The following is a 17,887-nucleotide window of genomic DNA, read 5'->3' as shown; positions in this document are numbered from 1 at the left end:
TATTGTTGAAGATCAAAATGCAACGTAAAACTTTTGGTTGTGACGGCTAAAGTTTTATCTTCATAGTAAAAATCTTTATCATGCTTTATATCTTAATCTCAGTGGCAATTATTCTTTTTATTGCCCACGTTATTTTGTTATTTACTTCGTTTTCAAATGCCGGCATTATTCCCTCACGCTACTTTTACTCGCATCTAACGCTTTGGCTTACCGGCTTATCTGTGTTTGCTTTAGCTGCCCTGTATAGTGGTACAAACCAGTCAACCTTCCTTGATTATTTTAATACCTGGATGAGGAGATCGTATATCGTGCTGTTTACTTTTGGCCTATCGTTGATTGCTCATGCTGTTGTTACTTTTTTAGTGCTTCCATTATTACGGAAATCTAAAAGCTAATAATAACTTATAGCATGGGAAGGCCTAAGCAGCTTAATTATTATTAAGCTTTGTAACTAATTCAATAAATCAAGTAGGTCATCTTTTGACAATGAACCTGCAACAGCGCTGTCGGGCTTGATCAGGGTTTTGGCGATATCCTTTTTTGATTGCTGCATCACCATGATCTTCTCTTCGATAGTGCCGGGGCAAATAAGCCTTACCGCCACAATTTTTTTATCCTGGCCTATGCGGTGACAACGATCTATGGCCTGGTTTTCGACAGCCGGGTTCCACCACGGGTCGACGAGGTAAACATAATCTGCTTCTGTTAAATTAAGACCGGTACCACCAGCTTTTAGGCTAATCAGGAACACCCTGATGCCGGGATCGTTTTGAAACTCATTAACTACTTGCTCCCGTTTGCGGGTTTGACCGGTGAGGTATGAGAAGCGAATCTCACGGGGTATCAATTCCGTGCGGATAAGATCAAGCATGGAAACAAACTGCGAAAATATGAGGATCTTATGCTGATGCTTTTTGCTTTCTATTTCCTCAATCAGCGTTTCCAATTTGGCCGATGCATCACCGGGCATTTTTTCGCCTTTTATGAGCATCGGCGAATCGCAGATCTGTCTCAATTTGTTTAACCCTTTTAATACGTTCATCGGGCTTTTTTTAGCTCCTCATTTGTTGTGGCCGAAATGTACTCTCTAAATTCTTTTTCGTATGAGTCGTAAATATGACGCTGCTCCTGCTTCATTTCGCAATACAGCACCATTTCGGTTTTTTCGGGCAGTTCTGTTGCAACCTGCTGTTTAGTACGCCGAAGTATAAAAGGCCTTACTTTTTCCTGTAGTTCGGCCGCGCGTTTGCTGCCTTTGAATTTATCGATAGGAACAGCATAAATATCCTTAAAATATTGCTTGCTCCCCAATAGACCGGGGCAGGCAAATGATAGCTGGCCATACAAATCGAACGTATTATTTTCTATCGGAGTGCCCGTTATCGTAATTTTATTGCGCGATTTCAGGAGCCTTACAGCCTTGTAACGCTGCGATTCGGGATTTTTTATATTCTGCGATTCATCGAGAAAAATATAGTTGAAATTGAAATCCTTTAAAAAATTAATGTCTGACAGTAACGTGCCGTAGGAGGTAAGCACTATCTCATACTGGTGCAGGTGTTTAGTATGCTTAAGCCGTTCAGCACCGTAAATGGTATGGATGCTTATAGAAGGCGCAAATTTTTGTACCTCCTGCTGCCAGTTAAACAGGAGCGAGGTTGGCACTACAACAAGGTTGGTATTGTTTTCGGTTTTGCTGCGCTGTAAAAGGATAAAGGCAATCACCTGGAGACTTTTGCCCAGACCCATATCATCGGCAAGGCAACCACCTAAATTAAAATTATCCAAAAAGTTTAACCAGTTTAATCCCTGGTGCTGATAAGCGCGAAGCGTTCCGTTTAATCCGGGAGGAACCGGTACTTCATCAATGGTTTCTGTACCGGTAAGTTTTTTGTTGTATATCGCAAGTTCGTTTCGCACATCCTCGTCAAGCATTTCCTCGTCGTAATATTGCTGTATAGCTGTATAATTACTTTTTGAGGTGTGCAGTGTATCATCATCAGCAATCTCCCCCGAATTAAAATAATCGGTGAATTTCTCTATCCATTCGGTGGGTAAAATTCCCCGGGTTCCATCATCAAGGCGTACATACTTGCTTTTATTTTTTACAGCCTGGTGAACCTGTTTTAACGAAGCTCTTCTTTTGCCAAATTTTATATCGATAACTGTATTGAACCAGTTAATCCCGCTCACTACGTTGATGGTTATCTTTACTTTATGAGGGTTCAGCTTGTTGCCTTCCAGTTCGTTAAAGCCAAGTATTTCGATATTGTGGTTATGCCATTCGTCAAATACATTTAAAAACCATTCTTCATCTAAAAAGTGCCTTTTATGCAGGTAGAAGTAGTCGAGGCCGTTATCCAGTTGTTCATTAAAATAAGGATGTTGTTTTACAAGCAGAGCTGTAAAGGCTATTTCCTCATCATCGCGCCGTTTAACTAAAAATTGGTTGCCTTTTTCGTCGGTTCCGTAGATCTGCTTTTGCGTGCGGATAGGAATCTCGGCCTCGCCATAACGCAGCACGGGGATGATCATTACATGAGCGCCAAAATCCGACAAATAAATGATCTTTTCGGCAGGTTGATCAAAGCCCTCTTTTATTATCTGTTCGTGTGTTGCAGGCTTAATGTAAGTGTAATCAATGCGGAGTTTGCTTTCCAGCTTATTAAGCAAGTGTGATTTTAATTCTGCAAACTTACTCTTATGCACCTGCAGGCTACCCTGTTTCTTTTTCAGCAAATCAATGATATTCAATACCTGCAGGCTTTCAATAAGATAAAGCACATTGCCTATGCCGATAAAATAGGTATACCTGATATCAAGATCTTTAATATCATACAGCAAACCATCTATATTAAAAATACCGCTTATTTCATAAAACTCATCCCAGGTATTTACTTTTAGCTCCAGGTCACTTTTTAAATTTTTAACCAATACAGGGTTTATCGAGCCAGCTGTTACTTTATCCGAAACAGTGTTGTCATGCGCGTAAAAACTGTAGGCCAATGGGTTTTTAACAATGGCTTTTAGTGCTGCGATACCCGCAGCAGTTCTTTGTGTGTTAATATGATTTTGAAACTTGTGTACCCCGGTAAAAAATTTGAGCTGTTGTGCGTCATTCGTTTCCCAGATCAGGTCTAAAGGAGCTATAGGCACAAGGGGGTTCTTGATTTTTCCATCTTTGGTGCTTTGTGCGGTGTATAGTTCAACAAATAAATATTTATAGTATTTATGCTGCTTTAGTACGATACAGGTTGTTTTATCAGTGTCCTCGCCGGGCTGCCCAACCGGTTCAGAAATGTCATTAACTATAATGCTTTGCAAATTGGCAAGGCTCTCTTTGGTAATGGCTGTTAACGCGGCGGAGCGGGGAACTATCTCGAAATTTTTCGACAGTGATCTTACCTCGAAAAACCTGTCGAGATCAGGCTCTTCTTCAAGCCCGTAATCGACCGCTGCTTTTTTTAGTTTTGTATGCCGTAGTTCATCATCAAAAAACACCCTAAACTCATCACGCTGTGTTATAGCAGAGAGTACCTGGGCCTGGTGTTCGCAAAGCTTATTACCTGTTGCATGGCATCCGCAGGAAAGTGCCAGCTGCCCTTCGTGGCTGGTGACAACTACCTCAGGAAAAGCTACTGTGCCCGATTGGTTAGTAAAAGCCCCATGGTTAGTTTCCAAATGTTTGGCCAGTATTTGCCTGTAGCTTTGTTTATCAAAATAAATGCTGACGGCTGCATGAGCGGCAATAACACTTTCACTAAGGTCGGTTATGGTTGCGCCTTTGATGATGACATTATGGTTGCTTTCACCTTCCTGATAGCTGATTATCCTGATCACTCGTACATTGATGTGTTACCCGGTAAATATCATAACAATTATATAAAAGAAGATAATTACCAACGCATTTTCGTGAACTATGTAACAATTATATTCTTTATCAAATATTTACCTTTAGTAAACCTATCTGCCTTAATTTAGCCACTTAGTTCAGTACTATGAAGTATCCAAAATTCTTATTGCATCTATCCATATTAGCAATTTCTTTTTCCCTTTATGCCTGCCATACCGTTTCTGGCAACAAACAAACCTCCGATAATGAACAGGTTAATATGCATAGCGCTTATGATGACAGCACACTAAACCGCCATATACTACCGGTTTTAATGCCTTACAACCGTATTATTGATCCGGCAGGAACAGTGATCTCATTTGGTGACGCTGCTGATGAAAATCATAGCATGGATGTAAGGCTGATCCCCGGCACCAGGTTTATCGCTGTCGAAGACCGGTATGGGCTTACTATAATCGATACTGTAGCTAAGAAAGTAACCACCCGCTGGACCTATAAACAAGATACCCGCTACCGCGAACTTACAAGCACTTACTCCGGCTTAAAAGTTGTGAATATTGACAATCAAACTCAAATATATTGGAGCGCCGCGGCAGGCAAGGGTAAGGATTCAAAATCATACGTTTTCCAGGCCATCTGGAAAGATGGCAACATCAGCATACAAAACACTTTCAATTTTAAAGCTGAAGGTGAATCGCCATTGGCATTACCTAACGATTTAGCCATCAATAAAGAAAATGGCATAAATTATTTATATGTAGTTTTAAACGGAAATAACCAACTGGCAAAGATCAATTTAACTGATAATAAAACCGTTTGGATAAGATCAACCGGTGTTGCACCCTATGGACTGACGATTGCAAAGAATAAGATATTTTTAACCAATTGGGCCGGCCCGCAAGCTATTGATACATTGAAGCGTGAAACAGCGGGCGTACCCTATGGTAAGGCTTATGTCGATCCCAAAACCGGGGCAACAGTGCAGGGTACAGTAATGGTTATGGATTTGGCTAAGGGAGATGTGATCAAAGAAATTCCTGTGGGGCTGCATCCTAATGCCATTATCAATAGCGCTGATGAAGCTTTTGTTTATGTGGCGAATGGCAATAGTGACATGGTATCGGTAATCTCGACAAGTTCATTACAAAATGTAGCAGCGATTGATGTTAAATTAAATCCCGGTAAAAAAGTTATATAGGTGATACGCCCAATGCGTTAGCTATAAATAACGATGGCACAATACTTTATGTAGCAAATGGTTTAGATAATGCTGTTGCCGTTGTTAAATTGGGTAGTAAAACATCTCTTAAAGGAACCGGCAATAACGAAGTGAAAGGCTTTATTCCAACCGAAGCATACCCCGGCGGCCTGGCTGTTGACGGCAATAATTTATTTGTAACCAACCTGGAAGGAGAAGGCTCGAGGGTAAGTGCCGATGAGATAGGTAAAAGCAATTTAAAAGGTGATTTACCCTTGGGATCAGACGTTACAGCTTACAACTCGCATCATTCAAAGGCTACGGTATCAATGATAGCCATTCCCGATGATGCTTTGCTTAAAAAGTATACTCAAAAAGTCCAAAACCTAAATCTCAGTTTCCGCCAGCAGATAGCGCAGCTGCTGCCCCGTAAAAACATTGCGCCTAAACCCATACCTGAGCGTATTGGCGAGCCTTCGGTTTTTAATCATGTACTTTATATTATCAAAGAAAACCGAACCTACGACCAGGTTTTGGGCGATATGCCTGAAGGTGACGGCAATAAATCGCTTTGTATTTATGGTGATAGTGTTACCCCCAATCAACATAATTTGGCGCGCAACTTTTTATTGCTTGATAATTATTATGCCTCTGGAAAATGCTCTGCCGAAGGGCACCAGTGGACTGACGCAGCGATGGTTACCGATTATGTTGAAAAAAGCGTACGCTCCTGGTTTAGGAGTTATCCGCATGTGCAGGAGGATGCTTTGGTTTATGACGGGAACGGTTTTATCTGGAATAATGCCGCCGATCACGGCAAAACGGTCAGAATTTACGGTGAAGCCTGCGCTGTACATTTTGATGATAAGTTAAGCTGGAGCGATATTTATAACAATTACACAGCAGGTAAACCATTCGCTTTTAAAAATACCAGCACTATTTCTCGGGTGAGGCCAATGCTGTCACAAAATTTCCCGGGATCCGACGAGCATAAGATCAATGAACAGTTAAGGGCCACCGCTTTTATTAAAGAGCTACATGAATATGAGCAAAAGCCCGGCGACCAGTTACCGCAACTGATGATCATGGCCCTATCGGCCGATCATACGGTAGGCACCCGGCCAGGCTACCCGACACCTGATGCTATGGTAGCTGATAACGACCTGGCGCTTGGCCGGATTGTTGAGGCGATTTCAAAAAGCCGTTTCTGGAAAAATACGGTAATATTTGTCACCGAAGATGATTCACAGGCTGGGTGGGACCATGTGTCCGCTTATCGTACTACAGGGTTTGTGATCAGTCCTTATAGCAGGTTGCAGCACAAGGTGAGTAAAAACTATAATCAAACCTGTGTAGTACGTTCTATTGAGCAAATATTGGGTTTACCACCAATGAATATCATCGATGCTACTGCATTACCTATGTTTGAATGTTTTACCGGTAAACCATCACTATACACTTATACCAGTTTAAAAAACAGGGTGCCGATTAATAAAATCAACCAGCCTTTTTCTGCGCTAAAAGGCTCGGCTTTGCATTTTGCACAGTTATCATCGAGGCCCGAATATGACCATATTGACGGTGGTAATGACGATGTGATGAACAGGATACTATGGTTTGCAGCCAAAGGCAAAAAAGTTTATCCTGCTAAACTGGCCGGCAAAGATGAAGACGATGATGATTGATCGGGAAAATAGCTAGGTTTAATCTCTCTTCCACAGGTTATCTGTATCATATTATATGGATGCTTAGAGCTCGCTTTCTTAACCAGATAGCGAGTTTTTTTATACCTGATTGGCTTAAATTTCTATTGATCGATTAATTGTTTTATGCGTAAAAATACGGGAAACTCTTCTGAAAATTCCGTGAAATTACGTGGTCATTTATGCACGATATTACTTTATCTTTATTGCAAACCTCGTCAACGCCTGCAAACAATTAATCAATTAATTTTTCAACCTAACCAAAAAAGTTATGAAAATTTCTGCGCTTGATGAGAACGGCGCACCAGTCGACTGGTGGTTTATCTACAAAGTTCCTCAACTTGACGGAGGTGTGGGTAATGACAAAGCTACAGGGTACGAATATGTTTATTACGACTCAACTATCGATGCCAATACCGACGCCCGAAAAAGGACGATTACCAAGTCTCCCAATGTTTTGAATGGCGATAAAGGAGCACTCAACCTGACTATGGACTCCGTGTTCAAAAACATTAAATCACCGGCTCCGAGTACCGGATGGGTTCTTTATAATGACGAGATGCCCGAAAGTGCCAATAAACATGATGATGGCACCAAAGGGCATACTAAGGGAGTATTGGCATTTGATACCGAATCTAAAACTGCATTTTGGTTACTTCACTCATGGCCGAAATTTGCAGACCCTGGTGCCATCAAAGATCCTACTCCCAAATACGGGCAAACCTATTTGTGCATTTCATTGGATTTGGATACCGCTAATCTTATTGCCAAACAGATGCTGAACCACCAGGAGCCGCAAATCTATCTTCATAATACCGCTAATCTGCCCGCAACTGCCGAGTTGCATTCGCTGACACAGCCTTTGGCGAGCCACCCGATTGCTCTGGGCGACTCCATTGATTTAAAGTCTATTGGCGGTATGTCATTCAAAGTTATAGCCAAGAACCGTGAATGGAATAAAGATTTTTGGAACGAATTGGTAGGGCCTATCCTAAACGATGATTTAGACATTGAAACCTGGATCCGCGGTCCTATTCCTCCTATCGCTGATAGCGATGGTATTCATAAAACTTTTGATATCAAGTATATCAATTTAGGTTTCATGGGCGCACACTGGGCCTGGCCCGAAACACATGACCATGCCAAATGGGGAGTCACATTGCATGACCCCTGGATTTGTGTTGGCGATATCAACCGCATGATTTCGCAAAGGAGGCGCGGCGGCTGTACAATCGCGTTTCAAAATCAAACTTTGTGGTCGGGTTTATCCAAAACAAGTTTACTTTTAGCGCCCCCGGGGCATAACAGGACCGAAGCGCACGTTCTGATCCAAAAAACACATCACCTTCATGCGGAAGCACCATTGAGGGAACAGCAGTAAACGATAAGAGTAACACAAATCTTGGAGCAAACTATTCGTGAGCAAGGCAAACCAAAATGTATCAGGGTAGATAAAGGGCCCGAATTCAACAGCAAAGGGTTCAAGGATTGGTGCGAGAGTAAAGATTTTACAGTTCAATTTACCCAGCCAGGCAAGCTAATGCAGAACGGCCATATCGAACGCTTTAACAGAAACTTTAGGGGAAACATCTTGGAATGCTTACCTATTTAAAGATATTCATCGGGTACAGTTTTAACCGATAAATGGATGGAAGATTACAATTACCGTAGGCCGCATGAAGCACTGTGACACATAACTCCTGACCTGTACAAGCTGCTAAACCGTTGAGATATTGGAAACTCGATCAGGTTTCCAATATCTCAACGGTTACAACAACAATGATAATTATATTTTTGAATCAATAAGTCTACAAACACCAGTCCGAACTAAGGGCGGGTTACATTGTAAGTGTGAAAGCAAAGGTTTTGATGCAAAGAAAGGATAAAAGGGATAAAAAGGCATATCATAGCTGACACGTTGGGGATGATTCTTGCAGTGGTGGTTCAAGGCGTATAGGTTCAGTTTAGGGCGGTAACGGGGCTATGGATGTCGTGGATAAACTCTTTTCACCTTGAAATGGGATTTAATTAGCTTTTACCTTTCTTAGCCAACGAATCTCTTTTCGCTTCTTCCAACTTTTTCTTTTCCAGGAAAAAACAATGTGCAGCGCAAGCGTGAAGCTTATAGTTTCGGTGAGCATAGCCCCAGCTATGACCTTTGGGGTCAAGTATCTCACATTTTGCTTCGTCAACGTTCTTTAACTGCAATATTTCTTCGCCATTATTGTTGTAATAATTGCCGTTTTTTGCAGCCTTGCCGAGCTTGTTGCCTTTGGCATCTATAACGTTGCCGTCGCGGTCGATAAAATACAATTTGTGGCCCTGGTTGTCATTAACAATGTTGTCTTTGGTGATGTAACCAAGTTTTGTACCGGCGTGGTTATGTATACCGCCTTTGCCATCAATGGTGATAAAATTATACTTGGTTGAATCTTTTGCTTTTTGAGCAAATGCACCCGCCGCAAACACTATAATTGCCGCAACGGTGAGTAGGTGTTTTAGCTTTTTCATGATGAGAGTTTTTTACAAAGAAAGCAACCACCCATCGTTAAAAGTATGACTGCCAACGTTGTAAAAAATGATATTGCTCATAAAAGGTATTTGATTTTGTTGCTTTTCTTTCAATCACGTTGATAACTATCTGGGTAAATTACTCCGCAAGCTGTTAACTGTCATTTATTGTACAAATATTGGTCATGAAAAATGCGATATAGTTTCCGTTAATTCGTAACACTTTAATCATCATTTATGTTAACGATAGATAATTACCTGGAATCCCATTATATCCATAGGAGTAACTGGCTGCGGGCTGCAGTTTTAGGTGCCAACGACGGGATCATCTCCATCTCGAGTCTTGCGATCGGCGTTGCGGCAGCAAGTAGTACCAGAGAGCCTATTGTTTTGGCTACAGTTGCCGGCCTGGTTGCAGGTGCGTTGTCCATGGCCGCAGGCGAATACGTTTCCGTTAGTTCGCAGACGGACACAGAAAAGGCGGACATAAAACGCGAGGAGATGGAACTCCGGGAGATGCCGGAAGATGAGCTCAGGATACTGGCGCAGATTTATGAGAAACGGGGACTGAAAAAGAAACTGCCATGCAGGTGGCAAAGGAATTGACGGAAGCAGACGCACTAGGCACGCACATCCGTGATGAACTTGGAATTAATGAGATCAGCCAGGCCAAACCAATACAAGCTGCATTAGCGTCCGGGGCGTCTTTTACAGCAGGCGGTGTGCTGCCACTGCTGGTGATCCTGCTTTCTCCGGTCAAACAAATGGAATATTACCTGTATGGGTTCACGATTATTTTCCTAATCATATTGGGTGCCATAGCAGCAAGAACCGGAGGTTCAAACATTGGTAAAGCAATTTTACGCATCACGATATGGGGAACACTGGCGATGGGACTATCTGCAATAGTCGGTTATTTATTTGGTGTGAAAATTTAGGCATACATTATGAAAGCAATAAAAAAATACTCCTTGCGCTATTGGTGATACTGGTCGCAATCCAATTCATCCACCCAAAGAAAAATATTTCTTCCGGGCCCTATGCCAATGGCATAGATAAACACTATACCGTGCCTAAGGATGTTCAGGCTGTGCTAAAGCGGAGCTGTTACGATTGCCATTCAAACAATACCTATTATCCCTGGTACAATAACATCCAGCCGGTGGCCTGGCTGCTTGCACATGACGTTAATGAAGGTAAGGAGGAAATTAATTTCGACGAATTTAACAACTATAGCCTTTCCCAAAAACGGCATAAGTTAAGCGATCTTTCCAAAGAGGTGAAGGAGGGAGAAATGCCAATGAGCATTTATACAGTAATTCATCGCAATGCCGTTCTTTCACAGGTCGAAAAGCAAAGGCTTATTACCTGGGCCGATAGCCTGAAGGGTACATTGAATTAACAGCTGTGCAACCGGCATCTACCCAATGGAAGTGTTATTTATATATCCCGGATAATAGACCTACATGAAATTTTTAACGCGGACTGTCTGGATTCTCTCTTTTATAAGTTTGCTGACGGATGTTGCCAGTGAGATGCTTTATCCTATTATGCCCATTTATCTGAAGAGTATAGGCTTTTCTGTATTATTAATTGGCATATTAGAGGGGATTGCCGAGGCTACCGCAGGATTGAGCAAGGGTTATTTTGGAAAGGTGTCTGACAGTAGCGGAAGACGTGCCCCATTCATCCGCCTGGGCTATACGTTAAGCGCTTTGTCAAAACCCTTGATGGCCGTAACTATTTTTCCGGTATGGATCTTTCTTGCCCGCACTGTTGACCGCCTGGGAAAAGGAATAAGAACCGGTGCACGAGATGCCCTGTTGTCTGATGAAGCCACGCCAGATACAAAGGGGCGTGTATTTGGCTTTCATCGTTCGATGGACACAATAGGAGCTGTGGCCGGCCCTTCGCTGGCATTATTGTATTTATATGTTTATCCTACCAGTTATAGCCCTTTGTTCCTGCTGGCATTTATTCCCGGAGTATTGGCTATAGGCTTGTCATTTTTTTTAAAAGACAGCAAAGCAAAGCCAAAAGAGAATGAGGCTACAGTTTCATTTTTCTCTTTTTTACAATACTGGAAAACCAGCCCCGCCAGTTACCGAAAGCTGGTTGGCGGATTATTGATGTTTACTTTGTTCAACAGTTCTGATGTATTCCTTCTGTTGAGGATAAAGCAGGCCGGACTAAGTGACACGGCCACAATAGGGATGTATATTTTTTACAATATAGTGTACGCTATTGCAGCTTTTCCGCTTGGTATACTGGCAGACAGGATAGGCCTGAAGAAAGTATTTATTACCGGACTACTACTTTTTGTGGTGGTGTATAGCGGCATGACGGTAACCGGGGTTTGGTACTGGTATGGCCTCCTATTCTTTATGTATGGCCTGTATGCGGCCGCGACTGAAGGTATATCTAAGGCTTGGATAAGCAATATCACTGAAAAGAACGATACAGCAACCGCCATTGGAACTTATACAGGATTCCAAAGCATCTGCACAATGTTGGCCAGCACACTTACCGGTTGGTTATGGTTCCGGTTCGGGGCCGGGCCTGCATTTACAGTTTCAGCTTTAATGACGCTGATTGTTGCTTTTTATCTTTCACGGGCCACGGCTGAACCTTGGAAAGCTGTTGGGTAAGGTATATATTAACGGATTCTTTCCTCTTGCTATCGTGTAGTTGAAATTGTATAGTCAATTGAAAATCAGTTGTTTTAGTTAATATGTCCAATTAAGAATATAGCCTATGTGCCGGCGTACAGTAAGCAATTGTACTTCATTTATTATCATAAAATAATTTTATATGATTCATTTAATATATAAATAAAAATTAATAAATATTTCTTTTCAGTTTTGCAGCGTATTCATCAAAACAAGAACGAAATGCAATCGAAAACAAATGCCCAGCCAATTAATTTAAAAAATCTTAAAAAATCACCCGCCAATTTATTCAACCAGCTAATAAATATTTTCTTGTCGGTTTTGTGCCTGTTCTCAATCGTATTGTTGGCCACAACTACCAATAAGAATCTACCCTGGTGTTACTTTGGAATATTTAAGATCAAAGCATTCACGCTCTTGATATGGTCGGTTGTTAGTTTTTTCAGTGCCATTATCAGTGTTTACAGCTCCACATACCTCAAGGGCTTTAAGTATCATTCCCGCTTTACGGGCCTGTGCCTGGGATTTACGTTGTCAGTAATGATATTTGTCACTTGTGATCATATCATTGCATTGTCGCTCGCCTGGTTTACGATGGGTTTTTTTATGGCAAGGCTGATCGGTATAATCAACGGATGGCCCGAAGCCAGGCAGGCAGCCGGGTTTGCACAAAAGTATTTTTTGTGCTCTGGCGCAGCGCTGACTGCAGGGGTGTTAATACTTGGTTTTGCAACAAACAATTTTACGTTAAGCGGTATTACAGCGACACTAAACAGCCTTCCAAAAGCTGTTTGGCTTTCCTCTTCCATTTTGATCATCACTGCCGCCCTGATACAATCCGCTATTTATCCCTTTCACCGCTGGCTGCTTTCGGCGATGACCGCACCAACACCGGCTTCAGCACTGATGCACGCCGGTTTTGTTAACGGCTCAGGTATTCTGCTCACCCTGTTTGCCCCCGTGCTTTTAAAAGCGGACGCACTTTCAATTCTTTTTGTCACAGGCGGGATAACTGCGATCGCAGCCCAGTTCAGCAAATTACTGCAGACCAGTATCAAGCAAAAACTGGCCTGTTCCACTATCGCCCAAATGGGGTTTATGATTATGCAATGCGGACTTGGTTTTTTTAATGCTGCGGTGACCCACCTGATCCTGCACGGCTTTTATAAGGCTTATCTATTTCTTTCCTCTGGAGAACAGGTACAGGTTTCCGCACCTGGCAAACCGTTGGCGATAAAAATCAGTCCCCAACATGCAGTGGCTGTGTTAATTGCCGGCATCCTTGGAGCCGGCTGTTTCGCTATACTAACTGGAAAAGGCATCATTATCAATAGCGGTATTTTTTTAACGCTTATCGTGGCTATAACCGTAGGACAGGCAACTTATAATATCGTTAAGCAGCAGTCGCTTTCGGTCGGGCGTAAAATTTACCTGCCGGTGCTGCTATACTCTGCCGGTATGGGCAGTTATGCCCTAATCTATAATGGTCTGAGCAGGGTCATGAGCGATATGCCGGATGTTGAAAGCCCGACTGCGTTATCGCCCCTACATATACTGTTTGGTTTAATTTTCCTGTCGGGCTTTTTTGTCATGAAGTTAGGCATATATAAAAAATGGTCCTGGCTTTACGTAAAATTATTGAACGATTCACAGCCCTACAAAAAAACCATCTTACTATCAAAAAACCAATCCCTATGATCAGATCTGAATTTACGGCCGCAATAAAAGAGGCCTCCGCCGTGGTTGACAAAACCTGGCCTTTATACGGCTTTGTGACCGCTAACCCGCTGTCCGGCTATGAACACCTGCCGTTTGGAGAGGCTGTTATGGAGGCTAAAAGAACATTGCAGGTATTAGCTCTACCCGGTGCGGCCATGTTTCGCCAAGCTTTTATGTCCGGAGAAATTGATTACCAAATCCTTGCTGAAAAGCTGGCAGAAAGTGGTCGTTACCAGAAACCCGAGTACTACCTGGAAGAAATGGATGTAACCAGTTGTCCGCACCGGACCAACGAGACCCATGAGCTCGACAGGATCACCGCCAAATGGCTCAGCGTATTTATGGATGAAGGTATGGCGGAATGGGAAATGCCGGGCAGATCAGCGGGCTTTTTTACAGCCTGGCGGAGAATCGCGCTTCATGACAGTGAGTTGCGTAATTTTTCAATTCATACGATGCCCCACACCGCGGTTGAAACGCTCCGCGTTATCTTGAAGGGATGCAGTGCGGAGGAACAAACAGCTATCTTCAAATATCATTTGTCGGCGCTGCCGGGCTGGACCGGCTATATCAAGTACCGTATGAGCGAGTGCCCGCCATGGCAGCAGCAGAACCCAGTTACGCTGGAAGATTACCTGGCTGTCCGTCTTTGGCTAGCGGAACAGATCAACGGGGGAATTCGATCTGAAGAAAAAATTGCGGAAGACGAGACAGGCAGTTTCCGAATTGCAGCTGATCTGGCTCGCAGCCTGGGAAAGCAGCTGGCAGAAAAGGCTGGCCGGCAGGCTTCAGGAAAATCTGATGAGCCTTAAATCTGTGAGTAAACTAAGTAAAAGCACTTTGGCGCAAATGGTATTTTGCATCGACACCAGGTCGGAGCCAATCAGGAGGCATATTGAAGCCAAAGGACAATACGAAACCTTCGGTTATGCCGGCTTTTTTGGCATTGCCACCAATTACTGCGACCCGGCCAGCGGACTGATCCGCAAGTCATGCCCGCCGATCCTGGACTCCGCGTACATGATCACAGAATCGGCGCTAAAGGAAAAATCAGCTGAGCTGGCACAATATCAGCAGCAGAAGAACTACCAGGGTTTCATCAGCTTCCTTAGCCAGCGCCTGAAAAACATGCTGCCTTCGGCTTTCGGTTATGTAGAGGGAACAGGTCTTTTTTATGGTTTTAGCCTGATTCGAAGGACGTTTTTCCCATCTGTCGCAAAATCACGTACAGACAAATCAGCGGATCAATATGAAAATAGTTGCGTACCGCAGTTAAAGAAAAATCAGGGAGATTACACCGAGGACGGGATAAAGCTGAAAGAAAGGGCTTTAATTGTTAAGACAGCTTTTGACCTGCTTGGCTGGAAGGAATTTGCACCACTGGTTATCTTTGCCGGCCACGCTGGTCAATCAGCTAATAACCCGTTTAAATCGAGCCTCGACTGCGGTGCCTGTGCGGCGAGTCCGGGACGTCATAATGCCCGTATGCTGGCTGAACTGGCCAATCAAGCCGATGTAAGAACTTTCTTAAAGAGTGACTGCGGGATCTCCATTCCCGCCGGCACTTTTTTTGTTGGTGCCGAACACAATACAGCAACCGATGAACTTGTTATTTTCGATTCCGAAGCACCGGCATCTCATCTATCGATGCTAAAACAGATAAAGCAAGATCTTGCCGATGTCCAGCGAATTGCGACAAGCGAACGGCTGGGATCATTGAACGGACTTGATGCGGCTCGTAAAAAAGCGAGTAACTGGGCAGAAACCAGGCCCGAATGGGGACTTGCCGGCAATGCAGGATTTATCGTGGCACCGCGCGACCTGACCAGGGGCATGAACCTTGAAGGCAAGTGCTTTCTGCATTCCTACGATTGGGAAGCCGATGAACAGGGATTGTTCCTGGAGATGATCATGCAGGGCCCGATGGTGGTCACTCAATGGATCAACAACCATTACTATTTTTCCACCGTTGATAACGAACGCTTTGGCGGGGGATCAAAAATTACCCATAATGTCACAGGGAATTTCGGTGTCGTACAGGGAAACGGCGGAGATCTGAAATCCGGTCTGCCCCTGCAGTCCGTCAATAGTTCCGATAATATTATTTATCACCATCCTCTGCGATTGTCGGTGCTTATTCAAGCGCCGGTCTCGCGGATAGCGGAGATACTGTTAAGAAATGATCATATAAAGAACCTGGTCGACAACAAGTGGATCTACCTGATGGTCATGGATCCTTTGTACGGTAACCAAATCAGTTTATATCAGTATGACTGCAGCTGGACCGTCATCAATACTGAGGAATGGTCGGATTTGCTTGCATAATCATCACATCATGAACAAACGATCAGCCGCGCTGTTCAAGGGGAGGAAACTGGTTATAGCGACTATGCATGGTAAAGAAAAAGTCATTGCCCCATTACTGGAAAAGGCGCTGGGTGTAGAAGCCTTACTGCCCGAAGGGTTCAATACTGACCGGTACGGTACATTTTCCGGCGAGATCGAACGGGAAAAAGACCCGCTGGAAACCGCCAGGACAAAGTGCTTGGACGCCTGTAGGATGACGGGCTGTACACTGGCGGTGGCGAGTGAAGGATCTTTCGGTGCGCATCCCACAATCTTTTTCATACCAGCCGATGACGAGATCATGGTATTTATGGACCTTGAAAATGACATCTATGTCAGGGCAAGAGTAGTAAGCCCTAAAACAAATTTCGGCGGAAGCAAATTCGCAGACTGGCCGGATGCTGTTAAGTTTGCCCATATCGCGGGTTTTCCTGCCCATGGTCTGATCCTGAGAGGTCCGCAGCGATCCGATACGCTGAAAGGAATCCAGAGCTGGGAGATTCTTGAAACAAATTTTGAAACCCATCTGAAAAATTACGGAGAAGTATTCCTGGAGACCGATATGCGTGCGATGTACAACCCAACGCGCATGCAGGTTATTGCTGAGGTCGCGGCAAAGTTGGTTGAAATCATATTACGGACCTGCCCCCGGTGCCAGTTTCCCGGATTTGACGTCATCGAGGTCAAACCAGGTCTGCAATGCAGTCAATGCGGCCTGCCGACAAAAAAACGCTGTCCCACCGTTACCAATGCAAAAAATGCCTGCATAGCGTTTTAAAGCTTTATCCCTTTGGAGAAGAAACTGAAGACCCGCAGTATTGCGACTATTGCAATCCCTGATCATCATGTAAAGACACACCTAAACAATTAATCAATTTCAACATGAAGCATATACCCCTCTCTCCGGCAATGGCCAGGGGCATTGAAATCTCAAATAGCGGCAGTGTCATCGCTATTCCCACTGAAACAGTGTATGGCCTGAATGAAAAAGCAGTAGCTGAAATATTTGAGCTGAAACGAAGGCTGGCTTCCCCCTGATCGTTCCTATCGCGTCGTCTGCAAAGCCGGCCGATGTCGCGGTTGAAGTCCCTCAGCTTGCGACGTACCTGACGGAAGCATTCTGGCCCGGACCTTTGACCCTGGTTTTTGAAAAAACATCCTTTGATAGACGACGGAAAAGCCCCCTGCCGGTAACATGCGAGAACCTGTAGCGCAGAGTCGTGCATAGGAGCGACAAAGAGGGCACTTGCCGCTGCCGGAAAAAATGCTGACCGGTTACATTTGCTGCACACTTCCACTTTGGAGGAGGCGCTGCTTTTGGACAACAAGCATGTACGTGAAAAGCATATCACTGCGGAGGCCTGACTGCCCCATTTATATTTCTCAGATCAGGATTATGATCGACCGGGGAACATCAAAAAGTGGAACCCGGCGGTCAAAAAGTGTTAGCCGGTCACCTGGGCATGATCGCGACCGATCATGCGCCGCACCTGCCGGCGGAAAAACAAGGCAGCTACCTGGATGGAAAAGCGGAGGGCGCTTGTACGGCATGCGCTGCAGATGATGATGGAACTATATCACCAGGGGAAAATCAGACTGACGGAAATCGTAAAGAAGAAAAGCCATCATGTTGCTGAAGTTTACCGAATTCTGGACCGGGCGTATATCCGGGAGTGATATTACGCAGATCTCGTACTGGCAGGCCCGGATTTGCCGGCCACAGTTACAGCAGGATCCGTTCTATTACAAGTGCAGCTGGACGTCTTTGTAGGACAGAACCTTTCAAAGCACGAGTAAGCCATACCTGGATAAACGGCAGGCTGGCTTTTCATAACAGAAAGTTTGACCATAGTGCAAAGATGCGCCTTGTTTTTAAAAAAGGTCCGAT

Annotated in this window: 16 protein-coding genes and 2 pseudogenes; 15 read left to right on the top strand and 3 right to left on the bottom strand. The window is 44.0% G+C overall.

All coding sequences use genetic code 11. The features are described 5' to 3' along the window. Window positions 1-80: 80 nt before the first annotated feature. Entirely contained in the window at window positions 81-395 is a 315-nt protein-coding gene (locus ACQ86K_RS16900; RefSeq protein WP_091162878.1) for a hypothetical protein, read from the top strand. A gap of 56 nt (window positions 396-451) precedes the next feature. Here ACQ86K_RS16900 and ACQ86K_RS16895 read toward each other — a convergent pair whose 3' ends face one another. Next, complete coding sequence (locus tag ACQ86K_RS16895) at window positions 452-1,042, bottom strand: DEAD/DEAH box helicase (RefSeq protein ID WP_431198379.1); 591 nt, start codon at window positions 1,040-1,042, stop codon at window positions 452-454. Next, complete coding sequence (locus tag ACQ86K_RS16890; RefSeq protein ID WP_431198378.1) at window positions 1,039-3,840, bottom strand: DEAD/DEAH box helicase; 2,802 nt, start codon at window positions 3,838-3,840, stop codon at window positions 1,039-1,041. The genes ACQ86K_RS16895 and ACQ86K_RS16890 overlap by 4 nt, the downstream gene beginning before the upstream one ends. 158 nt (window positions 3,841-3,998) lie before the next feature. Between ACQ86K_RS16890 and ACQ86K_RS16885 the strand changes: the two genes are divergently transcribed. The 4 genes from ACQ86K_RS16885 to ACQ86K_RS16870 all read left to right on the top strand — a co-directional run bounded on the left by ACQ86K_RS16885 (window position 3,999) and on the right by ACQ86K_RS16870 (window position 8,366). Further along, entirely contained in the window at window positions 3,999-5,051 is a 1,053-nt protein-coding gene (locus ACQ86K_RS16885; RefSeq protein ID WP_431198377.1) for a YncE family protein, read from the top strand. An 89-nt stretch (window positions 5,052-5,140) separates the two neighbouring features. After that, window positions 5,141-6,736, top strand: a complete 1,596-nt coding sequence (locus ACQ86K_RS16880) for an alkaline phosphatase family protein (protein WP_431198376.1) — start codon at window positions 5,141-5,143, stop codon at window positions 6,734-6,736. A gap of 289 nt (window positions 6,737-7,025) precedes the next feature. Then, window positions 7,026-8,135: a deoxyribonuclease II family protein gene (locus tag ACQ86K_RS16875; RefSeq protein WP_091162881.1), complete on the top strand. Its 1,110-nt coding sequence runs from the start codon at window positions 7,026-7,028 to the stop codon at window positions 8,133-8,135. Between the two features lie 21 nt (window positions 8,136-8,156). Then, window positions 8,157-8,366, top strand: coding sequence for an integrase core domain-containing protein (locus ACQ86K_RS16870; protein WP_176844356.1), 210 nt, complete (start codon window positions 8,157-8,159; stop codon window positions 8,364-8,366). A 416-nt stretch (window positions 8,367-8,782) separates the two neighbouring features. On the opposite strand, the gene ACQ86K_RS16865 is transcribed toward ACQ86K_RS16870, so the two are convergent. Then, entirely contained in the window at window positions 8,783-9,265 is a 483-nt protein-coding gene (locus ACQ86K_RS16865) for a 5-fold beta-flower protein (RefSeq protein WP_091162883.1), read from the bottom strand. Between the two features lie 237 nt (window positions 9,266-9,502). Here ACQ86K_RS16865 and ACQ86K_RS16860 point away from each other — a divergent pair. From ACQ86K_RS16860 to ACQ86K_RS16815, 10 genes and pseudogenes are all read left to right on the top strand, one after another. Next, window positions 9,503-10,203: pseudogene (locus ACQ86K_RS16860) on the top strand (VIT1/CCC1 transporter family protein). A gap of 44 nt (window positions 10,204-10,247) precedes the next feature. Then, the gene (locus ACQ86K_RS16855; RefSeq protein ID WP_431200876.1) at window positions 10,248-10,667 is read left to right on the top strand and encodes a heme-binding domain-containing protein; all 420 of its coding nucleotides are present in this window, start codon (window positions 10,248-10,250) and stop codon (window positions 10,665-10,667) included. 64 nt (window positions 10,668-10,731) lie between these two features. Continuing rightward, window positions 10,732-11,913: an MFS transporter gene (locus tag ACQ86K_RS16850; protein ID WP_091162886.1), complete on the top strand. Its 1,182-nt coding sequence runs from the start codon at window positions 10,732-10,734 to the stop codon at window positions 11,911-11,913. A 243-nt stretch (window positions 11,914-12,156) separates the two neighbouring features. Next, window positions 12,157-13,632 (top strand): proton-conducting transporter membrane subunit, encoded by a 1,476-nt coding sequence (locus tag ACQ86K_RS16845; protein WP_091162887.1) that lies wholly within the window; start codon window positions 12,157-12,159, stop codon window positions 13,630-13,632. Continuing rightward, window positions 13,629-14,465 carry a putative inorganic carbon transporter subunit DabA gene (locus ACQ86K_RS16840; protein WP_431198375.1) on the top strand — a complete coding sequence of 279 codons (837 nt, stop codon included), beginning with the start codon at window positions 13,629-13,631 and terminating at the stop codon, window positions 14,463-14,465. The genes ACQ86K_RS16845 and ACQ86K_RS16840 overlap by 4 nt, the downstream gene beginning before the upstream one ends. Further along, window positions 14,350-15,978: a putative inorganic carbon transporter subunit DabA gene (locus tag ACQ86K_RS16835; RefSeq protein WP_431198374.1), complete on the top strand. Its 1,629-nt coding sequence runs from the start codon at window positions 14,350-14,352 to the stop codon at window positions 15,976-15,978. The genes ACQ86K_RS16840 and ACQ86K_RS16835 overlap by 116 nt, the downstream gene beginning before the upstream one ends. Further along, window positions 15,923-16,839 (top strand): annotated as a pseudogene (locus ACQ86K_RS16830) (DUF6671 family protein). The gene ACQ86K_RS16835 and the pseudogene ACQ86K_RS16830 overlap by 56 nt, the downstream one beginning before the upstream one ends. Window positions 16,840-16,881: 42 nt before the next feature. Further along, window positions 16,882-17,037, top strand: coding sequence for a Sua5/YciO/YrdC/YwlC family protein (locus ACQ86K_RS16825; RefSeq protein WP_143020683.1), 156 nt, complete (start codon window positions 16,882-16,884; stop codon window positions 17,035-17,037). Further along, on the top strand, window positions 17,034-17,210 hold the full coding sequence (locus ACQ86K_RS16820; RefSeq protein WP_143020686.1) for a Sua5/YciO/YrdC/YwlC family protein: 177 nt from the start codon (window positions 17,034-17,036) through the stop codon (window positions 17,208-17,210). Before ACQ86K_RS16825 ends, ACQ86K_RS16820 begins: the two co-directional genes overlap by 4 nt. A 210-nt stretch (window positions 17,211-17,420) precedes the next feature. Continuing rightward, window positions 17,421-17,636 carry a hypothetical protein gene (locus ACQ86K_RS16815; protein WP_091162888.1) on the top strand — a complete coding sequence of 72 codons (216 nt, stop codon included), beginning with the start codon at window positions 17,421-17,423 and terminating at the stop codon, window positions 17,634-17,636. The last annotated feature ends 251 nt before the right edge of the window (window positions 17,637-17,887 follow it).

Origin of the sequence: Mucilaginibacter sp. P19 (assembly GCF_050632265.1) — a bacterium.
In the GTDB taxonomy this organism is placed as follows: Bacteria; Bacteroidota; Bacteroidia; order Sphingobacteriales; family Sphingobacteriaceae; genus Mucilaginibacter; species Mucilaginibacter gossypii.
This window is presented reverse-complemented; position numbering and strand designations above follow the sequence as displayed.